Genomic DNA, 17,647 nt, shown 5'->3' with positions numbered 1-17,647 from the left:
TGCGGGAGCGAGCGCCTAGCCTGAGACCGTGCCCGCAGCCGAACCTCTTCGTGACGCGATCGTGAGCCGGATCGATGACACCGGGTTCCGCGCCCACGGGCTCCACGTCCGTGTGGGTGACGACATCGCCGAGCACCGCTGGACACCCGACGAACGCGAAGAGATCCACTCCGTCGCCAAAGCGGTGAGCGTCCTGGCCGCCGGGATCGCCGCCGACGAGGGGCTGGTGTCGCTGGACGAGCCGATCGATTCCACGCGGGAACGGGATCTCACGCTTCGCCGCCTCCTCACGATGACGAGCGGCATCGACTTCCCGTGGTCGCCGACGCTGATGACCGACTGGCCCGACCTCGCGGCGGAGTTCCTCTCGCGCCCTTCCCGCGGGCGCGTCTTCCAGTACTCCAACGCCAGCACCTACACCGCGATGGCCCTGCTCGCTCGGCGCGTGGGCGACATCGAGGAGTTTCTCCGGCCGCGCCTCTTCTCTCCCCTCGGCATCGGGGACGTCTCGTGGGATCGGAGCCCGAACGGTCGAGTGCTCGGCGGCGAGGGCCTGTCGCTTCGCACGGAGGAGATGGCACGCTTGGGCCTCCTGATCCGCGACCGGGGCGTCTGGGACGGGCGGCGTCTGGTCTCGACGGGGATCGTGGATGCCATGCACGCGGGCTGGGTCGATACGGGGAGCACCGGCGAGGGGTACCGCCGGTACGCGCTGGCGGGCTGGGATGGCCCCGGCGACGCGTGGCGACTGCACGGCGCCTACGGGCAGCTCGTGATCTTCCTCGAGGACGCGGTCGTCACGGTCAGTGCGGACGACCACGAGGGCGCCGATGCGATGGCGGCGTTCATCGCGCGGACGATCGCCCGGGTCTGACGACGGCGCGTCGGACAGGGGCGAAAGGCGCTCCCCGGGAACCTGCACGCACCCTGCGAGTCAGCGGAGCGGTTCCAGCGCCTCCGGCACCGTCTGGGTGGTTCCGACCGCGCCGGCGGGATGGATGTCGAGGACCTGGTCGAAGCCGTACCCCCGCAGGCGCATGAGCACCGTGGCCACGGCGTCACCCCACACCGCGGTGACGAGCGTGCTGCCCATCGCGATCATCCCTCCCGGGTCGGCCTCCGGCTCGGTGTCGAGCACGACTGTGACCTGGGCGAGACGTCCGAGCGTCGAGGCGGGAGCGGCCGTGAGGGCGATGACCGACAATCCCCGGTCGATGGCACGCGCGGAGAGATCGTTGATCTCCGCCGACTCGCCTCCTCGTGAGATCGAGATGAGCACGTCGCCCCGGGTGAGCACACCCATCGTTCCGTGCAGAGCGTCCATCGCGTGGATGAAGGCGGCGGGCGTTCCGCAGACGGCGAGGAGGTGCGCCATTCGACGGGCGACGGCACCCGACGTGCCGGATCCCGTCACGAAGACCTTGCCCGACGTGCCCAGCAGCAGCTCGACGACCTCGGTGAACGAGTCGTCGAGCTGGTCGGCGACGGCCGCGACGGCCGAGGCCTCGGCGCGGACGATGCGACGGGCGGCGTCGAGGATGGCAGCGGAATTGCTCATGGGGATCCTTCGTTACGCGGCGGCCCACGCCGCGTGGCGCAGGGATGCCGGAGTCAATGTGTGGGGGTCGAGGAGGCTGCCGTCCGTGGCGCCGTTGCTCATCACGATCACGTCGTCGGACACGTCGCAGATCTCCTCCTCCTCGCTCGAGACGAGGACGACCGTCAGACCTTCACGATGGGCGAGTTGGCGGATCATCTCGTGGATGTCGGCCTTGACGCCGAGGTCGACGCCCTTCGTCGGCTCGTCCAGGAGGAGGACATGGGGTTCCTGGGCGAGCACGCGGGCGAGGAGAACCTTCTGCTGATTGCCGCCGGAGAGGCTGGCGATCGGGCCGGATCGATCTCCGCGCACCTTCAGCCGGTCCATGTAGACGGCGGCCTGCGTGCGCAGCGCGCGTCGGCTCAGCAAGCCCCGCACGTAGGCACGGCGCAGCACGGGGAGCATCGCGTTGACGCTGGAGTCCAGCTGGGGGACGATGCCGTCCACCTTGCGCTCCTCGGTGAGGTACACCACTCCGGATCGGCGGGCGGCGTCGGGCGACCGAGGGGAGTAGAGAGAACCGAACAGTCGCACGGAGCCCGCGCGCACGGGATCGAGACCCACGAGCGTGCGGAGCAGCTCCGTCCGTCCCGACCCGACGAGCCCGTATATGCCGAGGACGCGTCCGGCGCGTGCCCGCAGATCCACGCTCGTCAGGGCGTCGGTTCGCAAGCCCGTGATCTCGATCGTGACGGCGGCATCCGGGTCGGAGGCACGAGGCACGCGATCGCGTCGCCGGAGGAGTTCGACCGCCTCGTCGCCGGCGATCGCCGCGACGACCTCGTCGCGGCCGATGTCGGCGACCTTCGCGTCGATGCGGACTTCGCCGTCGACGAGGGCGACGATGCGGGATGCCACGGCGTAGAGCTCTTCGAGTTTGTGATCGACCAGGATGATCCCGATCCCGTCGGCCGCGAGGGAGCGCACGATGTCGAGCAGCTGGTCCACCTGCTTGCCCTCGAGACTCGTGGTCGGCTCGTCGAGCATCAGGTACCTCGCGTCGCGATGGGTGGCGACGGCGATCTCGAGCAACTGCCGGGTGGCGACCGGCAGGATGCCGACGTTCTCGTCGGGGTCGAGATCGAGGCCGAACCGGCCCAGCAGCGCGCGCGTCTCCCGGCGCATGGTCTCTCGCGACAGGAAGCCGCCCCGTGTCTTCTCTGATCCGAGGAAGACGTTCTGCATCACCGTCAGGTTGGGAAGCAGCGACAGTTCTTGGTAGACCGTGGCGATGCCGGCATCCAGGGCCTCGATCGGCGACGCGAACGTCGCGCCCGCGCCGTCCACCGTGACCGTGCCCGAGTCGGGGCGTATCGCGCCGGCGATCACCCGCATCAGGGTCGATTTGCCGGCACCGTTGTGCCCGACGAGCCCCACGACCTCACCGGGCTCGACGGCGATGGACACGCCCTTCAGCACGGTGACGCCGGAGTAGCTCATCACCACGTTCCGGGCTTCCAGCCCCCGAGCCCGGGGCATGTCCATCGCCGAGGTCATGTCAGCCCACCTCGCCCGCGGCCGGCGTCTCACCGGCGACGAACATCTTCAGCGGCAGGAGGATCTCCTTCTCGGGCGTGGCCCCGTCGAGCCACCCCTTGATCTGGTCGACCACCTGGCGGCCGTACGACTCCGGCTCCTGAGCGACGCATCCGGCGTAGGGACCGGTGAGGGGCTCCTCCGCGGCGCAGAAGCCGTACAGCTTCACGTTGGACTTGCCGTTCAGGGCCTGCAGCGCGCCGAACGTTCCCGGGCCCGTGCTGGCGAAGATCAGGTTGATGTCGGGGTTGCCCGAGAGCATCTCCGTCGTCACGGCGAGGCTGTCGTCCGGCTTGACGTTCCCGTCGACCTTCGCGACGATCTCAGCGTTGGCATCGGTCGCGATGCCCTTCTCGAAGCCCTCGTCGCGCTGCACCGTCGGCACCTCGTCGGGTTCGGTGACGAAACCGATCTTCAGCTGTGCATCGGCGCCCAGGTCCTTGAGCACCTGCTCGGCCATCTGCGTGCCGCCCGCGGCGTTGTCGGCTCCGAGGTACTGCACGATGCTCGCACCCTGCGAGGTGAGCGCATCTTCCGAGACGATGACGTTCACGGTGAAGACCGGAACGCCGGCATCGTTGGCCGCTTTCACGATCGCCGCCGCGGGCTCGGACTTGACCGCGTTCAGCGCAAGCGCGCACGGCTTCTTCTGCAGCATGGTCTGAACCTGCGAGAGCTGCGCCGCGTCGTCGTCGTTGGCGACCTGGACTTCGACCGTGAAGCCGTTCTCCTTGCCCTGCTCCTCGAAGCCGGACTTCATCGCGACGTAGTACGGGTTCGTGAGGTTGGGCAGCGCCACCGCGACGTAGGGGTTCGCTTCGTCGCAGGCGGCCGGGCGGGGGATCGAGCCGTCGCCCGCCGCCGAGGGCGCGGTACCGGTGCCGGTATCGAGGGCGCCGGAACATCCGGACAGCAGCAGGGCGAGGGCGGCCCCCGCGCTCATCAGTGCGATGCGTCGTTGCATGGTGTTCTCCTGGTGTGTGGGTGGTGGGTCGAGGTGAAGGCGACTACGAGGTGGGCGCGGCAGCCGCGGCTTCGCGAGGACCGCGGAAGCGGCTGAGCAGGGTCGCGAGCGAGATGCGACGGCGGTGGGTGTCGAGGACGACGCCGACGAGGATGATGACGCCGATGACGAGCGGCTGCCAGTAGCTCTCGACGCCGATGACGTTCATCCCGTTCGAGACCGTGGCGATGAGCATGGCCCCCAGCAGCGCACCGCCGATCGAGCCGATTCCCCCGAACAGGCTGACCCCGCCGACGACGGCTGCGGCGATCGAGTAGAACAACTCGTTGCCCGATCCGGCGCTGGGGTAGCCGACCATGAGGCGACTCGTGACGATGAGACCGCCCATCGCGGCGCACAGCCCGCTCAGGGCGTACGCGAGCACGATGACCCGCGCGCTGCGGACACCCGCGAGACGGCTCGTCTCGGCGTTGCCGCCGACGGCGTAGATGTGCACGCCCGTCGAGGTGAACCGCAGGACCACGCTGAACACGATCGCGGCGACGGCGACGAGCACGACGGGCATCGGGATGCCGAAGAGCGCGCCGCGACCGATGATCGCGAAGAACGGGTCGCGAACGTTGACGGAGCTCGCTCCGGTGAGGATGAGGGGGATGCTCGCAGCGACCCCGAACGTCGCGAACGTGACGATGAACGGGGGCAGCTTCAGGTAGGCGATCAGGCTCCCGTTCAGCGACCCGACGACCAGGCCGATGGCGATGGCCGCGATCACCGCGACGTACCAGGGCAGTCCCGCCGAGGTGGCGAGCGCGGCGATCATGCCGGTGAGCGCGATGTTCGATCCGGTGGACAGATCGATGCCGCCGGTCAGCAGCACGAACGTCTGACCGAGTGCGAGGAACGCGATCACCGCTCCGTTCAAGAGCAGGACCTGGGCGTTCTCGATCGTCCGGAAGTTCGGCGACAGCACGCTCAGGACGATGGCCACCAGCACGACGACCGCCGCGATGCCCACCTCGTTCGGTACTCGTCTCCGCATGGCGCCGCTCCTTCGCTATCGCTCATATGAGCGCTTGATGCGCCCGTATGATCAGATACTAGATTGGGCAGCAGTCGTCCGCAACTCACGAAGGAGGTCGGCGTGGAATCAGAGGCCGCACGTTCGGATCTCCGGCTGCCCGTCGAAGAAAGGGGCCGCCTCCTGCTCGCGGCACGCCGCTTCTATCTCGAAGACCGCAGCAAGGTGGAGATCGCCGCCGAGCTCGGCGTCTCGCGCTTCAAGGTGGCTCGCATGCTCGAGCAAGCGCGCACGAGCGGACTGGTGACCATCACCTTCGACGACGAAGGCGCCGTCGACCACGACCTCTCCGCTCGATTGGCCGAACGACTCGGCCTCTCCGAGGCCGTCGTCGTCCACGCTCACGGCGACCTCGACCGCGTTCGCTCCGTCGTCGCCCAGGCCGGCGCGGAGCACCTGGCCAGTTCGCTCGCCGAGGGCTCCATCATCGGCATGGCGTGGGGCAAGACACTCGCCGACCTCACGGCATCCCTCCCCCGCCTGTCGAAGATGTCGGTCGTCCAACTGACGGGGGCGGTCGGCGCCGACCTCAGCCAGTCGCCCGTCGAACTCGTGCGGCGAATGGCGCAGAGCTCGGGCGGGGCGGCGTTCCCGATCTTCGCGCCACTCCTGCTGGACACGGCGGAGACCGCAGCCGCCCTGCGCACGCAGCCCGAGATCGCCCGAGCGATGGCGATGTACTCCGACGTCACCACCGCCCTGCTCTCGGTCGGCTCCTGGAACCCGCCGGACTCGCAGCTCTACCTCGCCGTGCCGCCCGCCGAACGCGAAGCGCTGGTGGCTCAGGGCGTCGTGGCCGAAGTCTCGTCGATCCTCATCACCGACGACGGCTCCGTGGTGGCCGAGAGCTTCACCGAGCGCGCGATCGCGATCACGCCGGCCCAGCTGCGCGCGATCCCGCGCGTCCTGGCCGTGGCCGCCGGGGTTCGGAAGGCGCGAGCGGTCCGAGCGGTGGCGCGCGCCGGGCTCATCACCGGACTCGTGACCGACGCGGCGCTGGCCGAGGCGATCCTGTCTGACTCAGTGGATGGGACGTAACACGTCGCCCCACCGCTGCGCCCCGTCGGCGGCGACGAGGTCCGTGCCCACGACGATACTCTCCACCCCCGCCTCGGCGAGGTCGGCGACGAGCGAACGGGTGACTCCCCCGTCGACGGACAGCGATCGATCCGGCGACAGCTCGCGCAGTCGACGCACACGTGGGAGCACGCGCCGATCGAACACGCTCCCCGCCTGCCCCGGGGTGATCGACATACAGAGCATCGGCATGTCCCGAGGGAGCGACTCCACCGACGACTCCAACCGCACGGCGAGTCCCGGCCGGGACCCCCTCCGCGAGATGCGGTCCGCCGCCCTCGGCCACTCGTCGACTTCGGCGTGCAGATAGATCACGTCGCAGAAGTCCGTCCACGCGTCGACCTCCGCGAAGGGGTCTGACACCATGAGGTGGGCTTCGGCATCGAGCCCACCGAGGAGGGTGAGCTCGCGGGCGTGTTCGGCAGAGAAGCCCCCCGCCGCCGCGAAGAGGCCGTCGCTGGCATCCCAATGCAGGCGCGAGAGCCCGCGCGAGGCGAGGTGAGCGACGGTGTCGAGCTGCTCGCCCGGCGGCACCGACCACAGCGAACCCGCGACGCGCATGAATGGCCTCTCTCGCGCGACCTTCGCGCTATGCTCAAATGTACACACGCGTTGCACAAGTGAGCGAATGGCGAGCGAGAGCCGTACCATCACCGCTCGGCGAACAACCGGAAGGCGAGTGACACATGACCACCGACGTCGTCGTCGGCGTGGACAGCTCCACGCAGTCCTGCACCGTAGAACTGCGCGCGCTCGACAGCGGGGCGCTCGTGTCGACGGCACGCGTCTCGCACCCGGCGACCACTCCGCCGGTCAGCGAACAGGATCCAGAGGCGTGGTGGGATGCCATGGTCCGCGCGGTACGCGAAGCGGTCAGCGGGCACGACGTCCACGTCGTCGCCCTCAGTGTCGGCGCCCAGTGCCACGGGCTGGTCGCGTCGGACGCGAGCGGCGTCGTTCTGCGTCCGGCCAAACTGTGGAACGACACCACCTCGGCCGCTCAGGCTCAGGCACTGCTCGAAGCCCGAGGCCTGTCGTGGTGGACGCAGCAGATGGGCATCGCCCCGTCCGCCGCCCTGACGATCGCGAAGCTGGCGTGGCTGCGCGACAACGAGCCCGATGTCTTCGCCCGCGTCCAGCACCTGGCCGTCCCGCACGACTGGCTGACCTTCCGCCTCACGGGCGCACACGTGACGGATCGATCGGATGCCAGCGGCACCGGGTACTACTCCGCCCCGACGAACCGGTGGCGCCCCGACGTCCTGGGCGACCTCGTCGCCGCCCGGGAGTGGGAGTCGACCCTTCCTCGGGTGCTGGGCCCCGACGAGGCCGCGGGCCGCCTCACGTCAACCGCCGCGACAGCGCTGGGTATCGGCGATGACGTCCTCGTCGCCGCGGGCGGCGGCGACCAGCACCTGGCCGCCCAGGGAATCGGACTCATCGAGGGTGACATCGCGTACAGCCTCGGCACCTCCGGTGTCGTCTTCGCCACCAACTCGCAGCCCGTCCTCGATCCGAGCGGGGCCATCGACGGCGTCGCGAACGTCACCGGCGGATATCTCCCTCTGGTGTGCACGCTGAACTGCACGAAGGTCACCGACACGATGGGTCGGCTGCTCGGGGTCGACCACGCCGCCCTCGGCGAGCTCGCCCTGGCCGCCCCGCTCGACCCCGACCGCCCGGTGCTCGCCGCCTATCTCGACGGCGAACGGTCGCCGCGTCTGCCGGACGCCCGAGGCATGCTCGCCGGTCTCACCACCGCGACGACGCGCGAACAGCTCGCCCTGGCCGCCTTCGAGGGGGTCGCGCTCGGTCTCGTGCGCGGCGAGCGGCAGCTCACCGCGCACGGCGTCCCTACCGGCGGCCGCACGATCGCAGTGGGCGGCGGCGCGCGAGCGCGCGCGTACCGGCAGATCATCGCCGACCTCACGGGGCGGTCGGTCGTGACGGTGGACGCTCCCGAGGGCACCGCTCGCGGCGCCGCGATCCAAGCCGCGGCGGTGGCGCGCGGTCAGACGGTGGCCGAAGTGACGGCGGAGTGGTCACCACAGGTGACGTCGTCCATCGATCCTTCTCACGACCGCACCGACGTCTGGGAGCGGTATCTCCACCTCACGGCCGTACAGGAACCCGCACCCCACCACTGAACGGAGAATCCCGTGCTCTACCTCGACGGCGCCGAGCGCTCCGAACTCGAACCTCTCCTGGCGACCGGCCTGTTCGCCGGGGTCACGACCAACCCGACCATCCTCGATCGGGCCGGCCTCACCGGCGACGACGTCGAGAGCCTTCTCGCGTGGTCACGCGATCGCGGCGTCGGCACGTTCTTCGCCCAGGCCACGGGCGAAGACCTGCCCGAACTCCGCCGGTCCGCGACGCGTCTCGCGACGCTCGGCTCCGACGTCGTCGTCAAGCTCTGCGCCACGGTCGAGGGGCTCACGGTCGGCCGCGAGCTGACCCGGAGCGGATCGCGCATCCTCATCACCGCCGTCTACCACCCCATGCAGATGGCCTTGGCCGACGCCGCGGGCGCCGAATTCATCGCACCCTATGTCGGGCGCGCCACCGACCGAGGTCGGGACGGCATCGAGCTCGTCCGCCGCATGGCCGCGATCACCAGGACGCCGCGGATCCTGGCCGCGAGCCTGCGCTCGCCCGAGCAGGTCGCCGAGGCGCTGGCGGCCGGCGCGCAGGACGTCACCCTGTCGCCCGCCGTGGCTCGTGCGGCTCTGCGCGATGAACTGACGATGGCCGCTGCGGCAGAGTTCGAGGCCATCGGGCGCTGACCCGTGCCCGCGGGCATCGAGCTCCTCCGATCCGGTCCTCGCCGCCGACGCGGCCGTGGGCATCCGGCGCGAAGAAGCACCGTGCACACGCGTCGAAGTCGCACCGGACGACGGGAACAGCGCACGTGATCGAGAACATCCCATCATCACGGTCTGGCGACCATGCCGTGAACGGGTGCGCGTCAGATTGCGCACAGCCCCCAGTGCGCGTAATGTCGCGCGCCGTGACTGAAGAAAGTCGCGAGCCCGGCGTGGAGACGCCGATGGCCAAGCGCATCCTCATCGGCGAGCCTCTGACGTCGGAAAAACTCGACGAGCAGCTCCTGCCCAAGAAGATGGCGCTGCCAATCTTCGCCTCCGACGCCCTCTCCTCCGTGGCCTACGCCCCGCAGGAGCTGCTGATGATCCTGCTCATCGGTGGAACTGCGCTCCTGACGCTCAGCCCGTGGGTCGCCGTGGCCGTCGTGGTACTGCTCGTCGTGGTGGTGCTGAGCTACCGGCAGCTCATCAAGGCGTACCCCTCCGGTGGCGGTGACTACGAGGTCGCGAGCAAGAACCTCGGCGAGATCCCCGGGGTCGTGGTCGCCGCCGCGCTCCTCGTGGACTACGTGCTCACGGTCGCCGTGTCGGTGGCATCCGGGGTCGACAACATCATCTCGGCGTTGCCGGAACTGAACCCGTTCCGCGTCGAGATCGCGGTCGGCTTCGTGATCCTCATCGTGATCGTGAACCTGCGCGGCGTGCGCGAAGCGTCGAGCGTCTTCGCGATCCCGACGTACCTGTTCATCGGCTCGGTCGGAATCATGATCGTCGTCGGCATCGGCCGGACCCTGCTGGGCAACGCCCCGGTGGCGGAGAGCTCGCAGTACGCCGTCCAGGCGGAATCGCTCACGCAAGCGGCGCTGATCCTGCTCATCCTGCGCGCCTTCTCGAGCGGATGTTCCGCCCTGACGGGTGTCGAGGCCGTGTCGAACGGCGTGCCCGCCTTCCGCATGCCGAAGATCCGCAACGCACAGACGACGCTCACGATGATGGGTGGCATCGCCATCGTCCTGTTCACGGGACTGACGCTGCTCGCCCTCATCTCGGGCGTGCACTACGCCGAGAACCCGTGCCACCTCATCGGCTTCGACTGCGCAAACAACCCGCAGCCGAGCCTCATGGCTCAGGTCGCGGCCGCCACGTTCGGCATGAACAGCATCCCGTTCTTCATCATCCAGGCCGCCACGGCGTGCGTGCTGCTGCTCGCGGCCAACACCGCGTTCAACGGCTTCCCGCTGCTCGGCGCCGTTCTCGCCCGCGACGGATACGCCCCGAAGGCCCTCAACACCCGCGGCGACCGTCTCGTGTACTCGAACGGCATGATCATCCTCGGCATCGTCGCCATCGGCGTGCTGATCGTCTACCAGGCAAACCTCACGACGCTGATCCAGCTGTACATCATCGGCGTCTTCGTGTCGTTCTCGCTCGGCCAGATCGGCATGGTCAAGCACTGGCGCCGGACGCTGCGCGGGCTGAAGAGCCTGCCGCCCGAGGCCGCGAAGCAGCAGTCCGCGGCGATCGAGCGCCGCTCGGCGATCTCGGGCCTGTGGATCAACTCCGTGGGCGCCGGCATGACCGTGCTCGTGCTGCTGATCGTCACGATCACCAAGTTCACGCACGGCGCCTGGCTGGTGTTCATCGCCATCCCGATCCTCGCGGTGCTGATGGTCGGCGTGAACCGGTACTACCGCGACGTCGAGCACGAGATCCAGATGGACGACACGGTGCACTTCGGTGCGTCCGGCGACGTGGCGATCGTGCTCGTCAACCGGCTGCAGAAGCCCGTCATGAAGGCGATCGACTACGCCCTGGCGGCCAAGCACGACAAGACGCTCGCCGTGCACGTCGCGATCACGGACGAGGAAGCGGCGAGCCTTCAGCGCGAATGGGCCGAGCACGACATGCCGATCCCGCTCGTGATCATCGAGTCGCCGTACCGCACGTACACGTCGCCCGTGTCGAGCTTCATCAAGTCGTACCGCGAGAAGCACGGCTCCTCGGTCGTGACGGTGTACCTGCCGCAGTTCATCGTGGGCCACTGGTGGGAGTCGATCCTGCACAACCGCCGCTCGCGGCGCCTCGCGCAGCAGCTCATGCTCGTGCACGGCGTCTCGATCACGCTCGTCCCCTGGCTGCTCGACTCGTCCGAGGTCATCTACGGCCGCCGCTCGCGACCCCTCCCGGGACAGCAGCGCGGTGGACAGCCGGTCGCCGAGGTGCCGGCGCCCCGCGTGCGGAAGGGGCCCGGCGGCTCGGCATCCTGAGCCCGTCCGCCGGGGCCTGCTCTCGAGGAGCCGGGCGCGGCCCCGTGCGCGTGTGCGTGGGAGCGAAACTCCTGAGAGATCAAGGTCGAATCGACCCGCGGCCCCCTCTACGAGGCCGCGAACGCAGAGTCTCAGGAGTTTCGGCACACCACGTCGCGCTGCCGGGGCGGTAGACGTGGCGGCGGCCCTCGGGCAGGGTGGGGGGCATGCCCCTCCTCGCCCTGCTGACCCTCGCCGTCATGGTCATCGCCCTGATCGACGCCATCACGCGCCGCGACGACCAGGTCAAGCACATGCCGAAGTTCGTGTGGGTGTTCTTCATCGTGCTGCTGCCGCTGATCGGGTCGATCCTGTGGTTCACGATCGGTCGCGAGTACGAGCAGCGGCAGGCGCCGATGTCGTTCGGAGACCCGCGGCGCTGGCAGAAGGATGCCGAGCCGGCACCCGCCCCGCGCACGTACGACGCGCGGAGCACCGAGCAGCAGATCGCCGACCTCGAGCGCGAGATGCACCTCGCCGACCTCGAGGAGCAGGTGCGTCGGCGGCGCGCGGAGGGCGGCTCGCCCGGGTCGGGTGCGGGCGCGGGGAGCTGACGCACCAGGGCGGTGACCCTGTCCCGGCGTCAGGACGGCGCCGGGCGCCTGCTGCGGGTCCCAGGCGTGCTGAGTGTCCGAAACACCCGGACGCCTCAGAAAAATGTCCGGGTGTTTTGGACACTCAACCGGGCGAGCGGGAGCGCGGGCGGGCGAGCGGGCGAGCGGGCGGGCGCCGGCGTCAGTCGGTCGGGCGACGACGCATCCGCTTGATGTCGGTGCGCCGCTGCTTCGCCCGCAGCCGGCGCTCGGTCGATCCGCGCGTCGGCTTGGTCGCACGCCGTGGCGGCGCCGGAGCGCGCACGGCGTCGGCGACGAGCGCGGCGAGACGCTCGCGCGCGGCCTCGCGGTTCCGCAGCTGATGGCGGTGCTCCGACGCGGCGATCGTCAGCACCCCGTCGACGAGCCGGTTCCCGAGGCGCTCGACGAGCCGCTCGCGCTGCACGCGCGACAGCACCGTGGAGGCTCCGGCATCCCACATCAGCTCCACGCGCGAATCGGTGGTGTTCACGCCCTGCCCGCCCGGGCCGGACGACCGTGAGAAACGCCACGACAGCTCGGACGCCGGGATCACGAGCGACCCCGTGACCCGGATGCCGGAATCGTCGGAGGCGCTCATGCCTCCATCTTGCGCCCGCCGCGTCGTGGAAGCCCACCGCCCGCCCGCGTAAGCACGGCGTATGCGTCCGTGGGCGGCCCGTAGGGAAAGCGTTAGGGAAGCGGGATGCCAGGCCCCCGGCGCGTTGGATCGACAGACGTGCCGCCCCCGCGGCATCCGCGAATCCGCGGCCCCCTCGATCCTGGAGTCGTCGTGCTCGATGCCGTCTTCCTCGTCGCGACCGTCGCGCTGTTCGCGCTGGTCGCCCTCGTCGCCAAGGGGGTCGAGAAGCTCGGCCCACCGGCGAGCATTCTCGCGCCCCGCGGCACCTCCGCCGCGCGTTCCGACGCGAACGCGGCCGGCACCTCCCGCGAGGACGGGGACCGCTCGTGATCTTCTTCTCGATCCTCGCCGCGGTTCTCGCGGTCGCCGCCGTCGTGTACCTCGTGGTCGCGCTCGTCCGTCCGGAGAAGTTCTGAGATGGCGATTCTCCTGACCAGCCTCACCCTCGTCGTCGCCCTGGGCCTCGCGTACCGCCCGCTCGGCGACTACATCGCCCGCATCTACACCGGGCAGCGCGACCTCGCGATCGAGCGCGGCACCTACCGTCTGATCGGCGTCGACCCGCGCAGCGCGCAGACCTGGCAGGCGTACCTGCGCTCGGTGCTGTTGTTCTCATTCGTCGGCGTCGTGTTCGTGTACGCGCTCCTGCGCCTGCAGGCCGTCCTGCCCTACTCTCTGGGCCTCGATGCCCCGAGTGAGGCCCTGTCGTTCAACACGGCCGTCTCCTTCGTCACCAACACCAACTGGCAGTCGTACGGGGGCGAGTCGACGCTCGGCTACACCGCGCAGTTCGCCGCCCTGACCGTGCAGAACTTCGTGTCGGCCGCCGTCGGCATCGCGGTCGCGGTCGCGCTCGTGCGCGGCTTCGCGTATCGCCGCAGCGGCGTGATCGGCAACTTCTGGGTCGACCTCGTGCGCGGCACCTACCGCCTGCTGCTGCCCTTCTCGATCATCGCGGCGGTCGTCCTGCTCGCGGGCGGCGTCATCCAGAACCTCAACGGATTCACGGATGCCACGACCCTCACGGGCGCGGCCCAGTCGATCCCGGGCGGGCCGGTGGCATCCCAGGAGGCCATCAAGCTGCTCGGCACCAACGGCGGCGGCATCTTCAACGTCAACTCGGCGCACCCGTTCGAGAACCCCACGCCGTGGACGAACCTCCTCGAGATCTTCCTCATGCTGGTGATCCCGTTCTCGCTCCCCCGCGCCTTCGGCCGCATCGTCGGCGACGACCGCCAGGGGTACACGATCCTCGGGGTGATGGGCGCGATCTTCGTGGCATCCGCGGCTCTGCTCACGTGGGCCGAGCTCACCGCCGCGGGCACGGCACCGACCCTCGCGGGCGGCGCGATGGAGGGCAAGGAGGTGCGGTTCGGCATCTTCGGCTCGACGCTGTTCGGCACGACGAGCACGCTCACGTCGACCGGCGCCGTGAACTCGATGCACGACAGCTACACCGCTCTCGGCGGCATGATGCCGATGATCAACATGATGCTCGGCGAGATCGCGCCCGGCGGGGTCGGGTCGGGCCTGTACGGCATGCTGATCCTCGCCGTGATCGCGGTGTTCGTCGGCGGCCTGCTGATCGGCCGGACGCCCGAGTACCTCGGCAAGAAGATCGGGCCCCGCGAGATCAAGCTCGCGAGCCTGTACATCCTCGTCACTCCGACGCTCGTGCTCGCCGGGACGGCGCTGAGCTTCGCTCTGCCGGGCATCCGCGAGGACGTCGAGAACACCTCGATCCTCAACCCGGGCGTGCACGGCTTCAGCGAGGTGCTCTACGCCTTCACCTCGGCGGCCAACAACAACGGCTCGGCGTTCGCGGGCCTCACCGCGAACACCGCGTGGTTCAACACCGCTCTCGCGGTGGCGATGCTGCTCGGGCGCTTCCTGCCGATCGTGTTCGTGCTGGCTCTCGCCGGGTCGCTGGCGGCTCAGGATGCCGTGCCCTCCACGGCCGGGACCCTGCCGACGCATCGACCGCAGTTCGCGGGCCTGCTGGCCGGCGTCGCGGTGATCGTCACCGCTCTCACCTACTTCCCGGTCCTCACCCTGGGGCCCCTCGCCGAAGGACTTGTCCGCTGATGTCCACGCTCACCCACGCCCCGGCTCCCGCCGAGACCCCGACCCCTGCCGCCCCGCGCCGCGCCTTCAGCGCCGCCCAGATCGTCGCCGCCCTCCCGGGTGCCGCGAGAAAGCTCAACCCCGCCGCCCAGTGGCGCAACCCCGTCATGTTCCTCGTGTGGGTCGGCGCGGCCCTGACGACCCTCATCGCGATCGCCGAGCCGTTCCTCGGGGGCGCCGACGGGTCGCTGCCCTTCGGGTTCACGTGGGCCATCGCGATCTGGCTGTGGCTCACGGTGTTCTTCGCGAACATCGCCGAGTCGGTGGCCGAGGGACGCGGCAAGGCGCAGGCGGCGACGCTGCGCAAGACACGCACGACGACCTCGGCCCGCCGCGTCGTCTCGTACGACGGGAAAGCCGACCCCGCGGCATCCGGGGCCGCCACCGAGGACGTCCCCTCGGGCGACCTCCGCGTCGGCGACATCGTGCTCGTCGAGACCGGGGAGCTCATCCCCGGCGACGGCGACATCGTCAACGGCATCGCGACCGTCGACGAATCGGCGATCACCGGAGAGTCCGCCCCGGTCGTGCGCGAGTCGGGCGGTGACCGCAGCGCGGTGACCGGCGGCACGCGCGTGCTGAGCGACCGGATCGTCGTGAGAATCACGTCGAAGCCCGGCGAGACCTTCGTCGACCGCATGATCGCGCTCGTCGAGGGCGCCTCGCGCCAGCGCACGCCGAACGAGATCGCGCTGAACATCCTGCTCGCGAGCCTGTCGATCGTGTTCGTCGTCGTGGTGCTCGTGCTGAACCCGATCGCGTCGTACGCCGCGTCGCCGGTGTCGATCCCCGTGCTCGTGGCGCTGCTCGTGTGCCTCATCCCCACGACCATCGGTGCGCTGCTGAGCGCGATCGGCATCGCCGGCATGGACCGTCTCGTTCAGCGCAACGTCCTGGCCATGTCGGGCCGCGCCGTCGAGGCCGCGGGCGACGTCACGACGCTGCTGCTCGACAAGACCGGAACGATCACCTACGGCAACCGTCGCGCGTCGGCGTTCGTGCCGCTCGACGGTGTCGGCGGCCCGCTGCTCGCGGAGTACGCCTCGCTGTCGTCGCAGGCCGACCCGACGCCCGAGGGCGTGTCGGTCGTCGAACTGGCCGCGGCCCAGGGCATCGTCGCCGAGATGCCCCGCGGCGCGGAACCCGTCCCGTTCACGGCCCAGACCCGCATGTCGGGACTCGACCTCGCCGACGGCACCCAGGTGCGCAAGGGCGCCGCATCCGCCGTGGTGGCCTGGCTCGCGGCATCCGGATCCCCCGTTCCCGAGGCGCTGCGCGTGCAGCTCCAGAGCGAGACGGATGCCATCGCCCAGTCGGGCGGTACGCCGCTGGTCGTCGCGACCCTCACGCCCACAGGCGAGGGGCGCGTGCTCGGCGTCATCCACCTCAAGGACGTCGTCAAGGACGGCCTCCGCGAGCGCTTCGGAGAGCTGCGGGCGATGGGCATCCGGACCGTCATGATCACGGGCGACAACCCCCTCACCGCGAAGGCGATCGCGGCCGAGGCGGGGGTCGACGACTTCCTCGCCGAGGCGACGCCCGAGGACAAGCTCGCCCTCATCCAGCGCGAGCAGGAGGGCGGCAACCTCGTCGCCATGACCGGCGACGGCACGAACGACGCCCCCGCCCTGGCGCAGGCCGACGTGGGCGTGGCGATGAACACCGGCACCTCGGCCGCGAAGGAGGCCGGCAACATGGTCGACCTCGACAGCGACCCGACGAAGCTCATCGACATCGTCCGCATCGGCAAGCAGCTGCTCATCACCCGCGGGGCGCTCACGACGTTCTCGCTCGCCAACGACATCGCGAAGTACTTCGCGATCATCCCGGCGATGTTCATGGGGGTGTTCCCGGGCCTCGCGGTGCTGAACATCATGCAGCTGTCGTCTCCGGCATCCGCGGTGCTCAGCGCGATCATCTTCAACGCGATCGTCATCATCGTGCTCATCCCCCTCGCCCTGCGCGGAGTGAAATACCGCGCGGCGAGCGCGTCGAGCATCCTCAGCCGCAACCTGCTCGTCTACGGGCTCGGCGGCGTCATCGTCCCCTTCATCGGCATCAAGCTCATCGACCTCGTCGTGAGCCTGCTCCCCGGCTTCTGAAAGGCCCCCTCATGCGCACCACCCTGCGTACCGCCGGCGTCGCCGTCCGCGCGATGCTCGTCTTCACCGCCGTACTCGGCGTCGGCTACATGCTGCTCATCACCGCGATCGGCCAGGTCGCGCTCCCGTTCCAGGCGAACGGCTCGCTCGTCCGCTCGGCCGACGGCGCCGTGGTCGGCTCGACCCTCATCGGACAGTCGTTCCAGGATGCCGACGGCCAGGCGCTCCCGCAGTACTTCCAGTCGCGTCCCTCCGCCGCGAAGTACGACGGGGCCGCCTCGACCGGCTCGAACCTCGGGCCCGAGAACCCCGACCTCATCGCCTCGATCCAGCAGGGGCAGTCGGACTTCCGGGACCTCAACGGTGCGGGCTCGGTCCCCGCCGACGCCGTCACCGCCTCGGGCTCGGGGCTCGATCCCGACATCTCGGTCGAGAACGCCGAGCGTCAGGTCGCGCGCGTGGCGGAGGCTCGCGGCATCCCGTCGTCGGAGGTCGAGGCGCTGGTGGCGCAGCACACCCTGCCGCGCGATCTCGGCTACCTCGGCGACCCGCGCGTGAACGTGTTCGAGCTCAATCGCGCGCTCGACGCCCGGTGAGCGACGAGAATCGCTGACATGACCTCCGTCGCGTCCTTCGCCGCCGCCCCGCCCCGCGCGGGGCGGCGGCGCGCGTGCGCCCGGGCAGCGGTATCGACTCGGGAAACGACCTCGAGTGTCCAAGACACGCCGTATTCCGCGGTGCCGTTACGGCGTGTTCTGGACACTCAACGTGAGGAGCGCGGGCGCGGGCGGGGGCGCGGGCGCGCTCCTCACGTTGAGTG

At 69.9% G+C, this 17,647-nt stretch carries 17 protein-coding genes; 11 read left to right on the top strand and 6 right to left on the bottom strand.

What is annotated here, in order from left to right; translation table 11 throughout:
- Nucleotides 1–28: 28 nt before the first annotated feature.
- Nucleotides 29–874: a serine hydrolase domain-containing protein gene (locus NS283_RS08600; RefSeq protein ID WP_058596453.1), complete on the top strand. Its 846-nt coding sequence runs from the start codon at nt 29–31 to the stop codon at nt 872–874.
- A gap of 60 nt (nt 875–934) precedes the next feature.
- Here NS283_RS08600 and NS283_RS08595 read toward each other — a convergent pair whose 3' ends face one another.
- From NS283_RS08595 to NS283_RS08580, 4 genes are read right to left on the bottom strand one after another with little or no spacing between them, the layout of a single operon-like run.
- Nucleotides 935–1,558 (bottom strand): KpsF/GutQ family sugar-phosphate isomerase, encoded by a 624-nt coding sequence (locus tag NS283_RS08595; RefSeq protein ID WP_058596452.1) that lies wholly within the window; start codon nt 1,556–1,558, stop codon nt 935–937.
- Nucleotides 1,559–1,570: 12 nt separating this feature from the next.
- The gene (locus tag NS283_RS08590) at nt 1,571–3,097 is read right to left on the bottom strand and encodes a sugar ABC transporter ATP-binding protein (protein WP_058596451.1); all 1,527 of its coding nucleotides are present in this window, start codon (nt 3,095–3,097) and stop codon (nt 1,571–1,573) included.
- Between the two features lies 1 nt (nt 3,098).
- Nucleotides 3,099–4,100 carry a substrate-binding domain-containing protein gene (locus tag NS283_RS08585; protein ID WP_058596450.1) on the bottom strand — a complete coding sequence of 334 codons (1,002 nt, stop codon included), beginning with the start codon at nt 4,098–4,100 and terminating at the stop codon, nt 3,099–3,101.
- A gap of 43 nt (nt 4,101–4,143) precedes the next feature.
- Nucleotides 4,144–5,139 carry an ABC transporter permease gene (locus NS283_RS08580; RefSeq protein WP_058596449.1) on the bottom strand — a complete coding sequence of 332 codons (996 nt, stop codon included), beginning with the start codon at nt 5,137–5,139 and terminating at the stop codon, nt 4,144–4,146.
- A gap of 102 nt (nt 5,140–5,241) precedes the next feature.
- On the opposite strand from NS283_RS08580, the gene NS283_RS08575 reads away from it, so the two are divergent.
- Nucleotides 5,242–6,216, top strand: coding sequence for a sugar-binding transcriptional regulator (locus tag NS283_RS08575; protein ID WP_058596448.1), 975 nt, complete (start codon nt 5,242–5,244; stop codon nt 6,214–6,216).
- Here NS283_RS08575 and NS283_RS08570 read toward each other — a convergent pair.
- A complete protein-coding gene (locus NS283_RS08570) occupies nt 6,199–6,816 on the bottom strand; it encodes a hypothetical protein (protein ID WP_058596447.1) in 618 nt (205 codons plus the stop codon). The two genes, NS283_RS08575 and NS283_RS08570, sit on opposite strands and share 18 nt — an antisense overlap.
- Before the next feature lie 125 nt (nt 6,817–6,941).
- On the opposite strand from NS283_RS08570, the gene xylB reads away from it, so the two are divergent.
- The 4 genes from xylB (at nt 6,942) to NS283_RS08550 (ending at nt 11,940) form a co-directional block, all read left to right on the top strand.
- The gene (gene xylB / locus NS283_RS08565; RefSeq protein ID WP_058596446.1) at nt 6,942–8,402 is read left to right on the top strand and encodes a xylulokinase; all 1,461 of its coding nucleotides are present in this window, start codon (nt 6,942–6,944) and stop codon (nt 8,400–8,402) included.
- A gap of 12 nt (nt 8,403–8,414) precedes the next feature.
- Nucleotides 8,415–9,041 (top strand): transaldolase family protein, encoded by a 627-nt coding sequence (locus NS283_RS08560; protein WP_058596445.1) that lies wholly within the window; start codon nt 8,415–8,417, stop codon nt 9,039–9,041.
- Between the two features lie 212 nt (nt 9,042–9,253).
- A complete protein-coding gene (locus NS283_RS08555) occupies nt 9,254–11,347 on the top strand; it encodes an APC family permease (protein WP_058596444.1) in 2,094 nt (697 codons plus the stop codon).
- A gap of 206 nt (nt 11,348–11,553) precedes the next feature.
- Nucleotides 11,554–11,940, top strand: a complete 387-nt coding sequence (locus tag NS283_RS08550) for a PLD nuclease N-terminal domain-containing protein (RefSeq protein ID WP_058596443.1) — start codon at nt 11,554–11,556, stop codon at nt 11,938–11,940.
- Between the two features lie 181 nt (nt 11,941–12,121).
- On the opposite strand, the gene arfB is transcribed toward NS283_RS08550, so the two are convergent.
- On the bottom strand, nt 12,122–12,559 hold the full coding sequence (gene arfB, locus NS283_RS08545; protein ID WP_058596442.1) for an alternative ribosome rescue aminoacyl-tRNA hydrolase ArfB: 438 nt from the start codon (nt 12,557–12,559) through the stop codon (nt 12,122–12,124).
- Between the two features lie 192 nt (nt 12,560–12,751).
- Here arfB and NS283_RS18390 point away from each other — a divergent pair, with 192 nt between their 5' ends.
- From NS283_RS18390 to kdpC, 5 genes are read left to right on the top strand one after another with little or no spacing between them, the layout of a single operon-like run.
- Nucleotides 12,752–12,931: a hypothetical protein gene (locus NS283_RS18390; RefSeq protein WP_058596441.1), complete on the top strand. Its 180-nt coding sequence runs from the start codon at nt 12,752–12,754 to the stop codon at nt 12,929–12,931.
- Nucleotides 12,928–13,017 carry a K(+)-transporting ATPase subunit F gene (gene kdpF, locus NS283_RS18640; RefSeq protein WP_074696280.1) on the top strand — a complete coding sequence of 30 codons (90 nt, stop codon included), beginning with the start codon at nt 12,928–12,930 and terminating at the stop codon, nt 13,015–13,017. The genes NS283_RS18390 and kdpF overlap by 4 nt, the downstream gene beginning before the upstream one ends.
- Nucleotide 13,018: 1 nt before the next feature.
- Nucleotides 13,019–14,686 carry a potassium-transporting ATPase subunit KdpA gene (kdpA, locus tag NS283_RS08535; protein ID WP_058596440.1) on the top strand — a complete coding sequence of 556 codons (1,668 nt, stop codon included), beginning with the start codon at nt 13,019–13,021 and terminating at the stop codon, nt 14,684–14,686.
- Nucleotides 14,686–16,827 (top strand): potassium-transporting ATPase subunit KdpB, encoded by a 2,142-nt coding sequence (gene kdpB / locus NS283_RS08530; protein WP_058596439.1) that lies wholly within the window; start codon nt 14,686–14,688, stop codon nt 16,825–16,827. The genes kdpA and kdpB overlap by 1 nt, the downstream gene beginning before the upstream one ends.
- A gap of 11 nt (nt 16,828–16,838) precedes the next feature.
- Nucleotides 16,839–17,423 carry a potassium-transporting ATPase subunit KdpC gene (gene kdpC, locus NS283_RS08525; protein ID WP_058596438.1) on the top strand — a complete coding sequence of 195 codons (585 nt, stop codon included), beginning with the start codon at nt 16,839–16,841 and terminating at the stop codon, nt 17,421–17,423.
- Nucleotides 17,424–17,647 lie beyond the last annotated feature (224 nt).

Origin of the sequence: Microbacterium testaceum (genome assembly GCF_001476285.1) — a bacterium.
GTDB lineage: Bacteria > Actinomycetota > Actinomycetes > Actinomycetales > Microbacteriaceae > Microbacterium > Microbacterium testaceum_B.
The sequence above is the reverse complement of the archived record's forward strand: the minus strand, read 5'-3'. Positions and strand labels throughout refer to the sequence as shown.

What these genes read in the sequence shown, in the direction of transcription:
- NS283_RS08595 (WP_058596452.1), bottom strand. Translation starts at nt 1,558, where the DNA reads ATGAGCAATTCCGCTGCCATCCTCGACGCCGCCCGTCGCATCGTCCGC.
- NS283_RS08590 (WP_058596451.1), bottom strand. Translation starts at nt 3,097, where the DNA reads ATGACCTCGGCGATGGACATGCCCCGGGCTCGGGGGCTGGAAGCCCGG.
- NS283_RS08585 (WP_058596450.1), bottom strand. Translation starts at nt 4,100, where the DNA reads ATGCAACGACGCATCGCACTGATGAGCGCGGGGGCCGCCCTCGCCCTG.
- NS283_RS08580 (WP_058596449.1), bottom strand. Translation starts at nt 5,139, where the DNA reads ATGCGGAGACGAGTACCGAACGAGGTGGGCATCGCGGCGGTCGTCGTG.
- NS283_RS08570 (WP_058596447.1), bottom strand. Translation starts at nt 6,816, where the DNA reads ATGCGCGTCGCGGGTTCGCTGTGGTCGGTGCCGCCGGGCGAGCAGCTC.
- xylB (WP_058596446.1), top strand. Translation starts at nt 6,942, where the DNA reads ATGACCACCGACGTCGTCGTCGGCGTGGACAGCTCCACGCAGTCCTGC.
- NS283_RS08555 (WP_058596444.1), top strand. Translation starts at nt 9,254, where the DNA reads ATGTCGCGCGCCGTGACTGAAGAAAGTCGCGAGCCCGGCGTGGAGACG.
- NS283_RS08550 (WP_058596443.1), top strand. Translation starts at nt 11,554, where the DNA reads ATGCCCCTCCTCGCCCTGCTGACCCTCGCCGTCATGGTCATCGCCCTG.
- arfB (WP_058596442.1), bottom strand. Translation starts at nt 12,559, where the DNA reads ATGAGCGCCTCCGACGATTCCGGCATCCGGGTCACGGGGTCGCTCGTG.
- kdpA (WP_058596440.1), top strand. Translation starts at nt 13,019, where the DNA reads ATGGCGATTCTCCTGACCAGCCTCACCCTCGTCGTCGCCCTGGGCCTC.
- kdpB (WP_058596439.1), top strand. Translation starts at nt 14,686, where the DNA reads ATGTCCACGCTCACCCACGCCCCGGCTCCCGCCGAGACCCCGACCCCT.
- kdpC (WP_058596438.1), top strand. Translation starts at nt 16,839, where the DNA reads ATGCGCACCACCCTGCGTACCGCCGGCGTCGCCGTCCGCGCGATGCTC.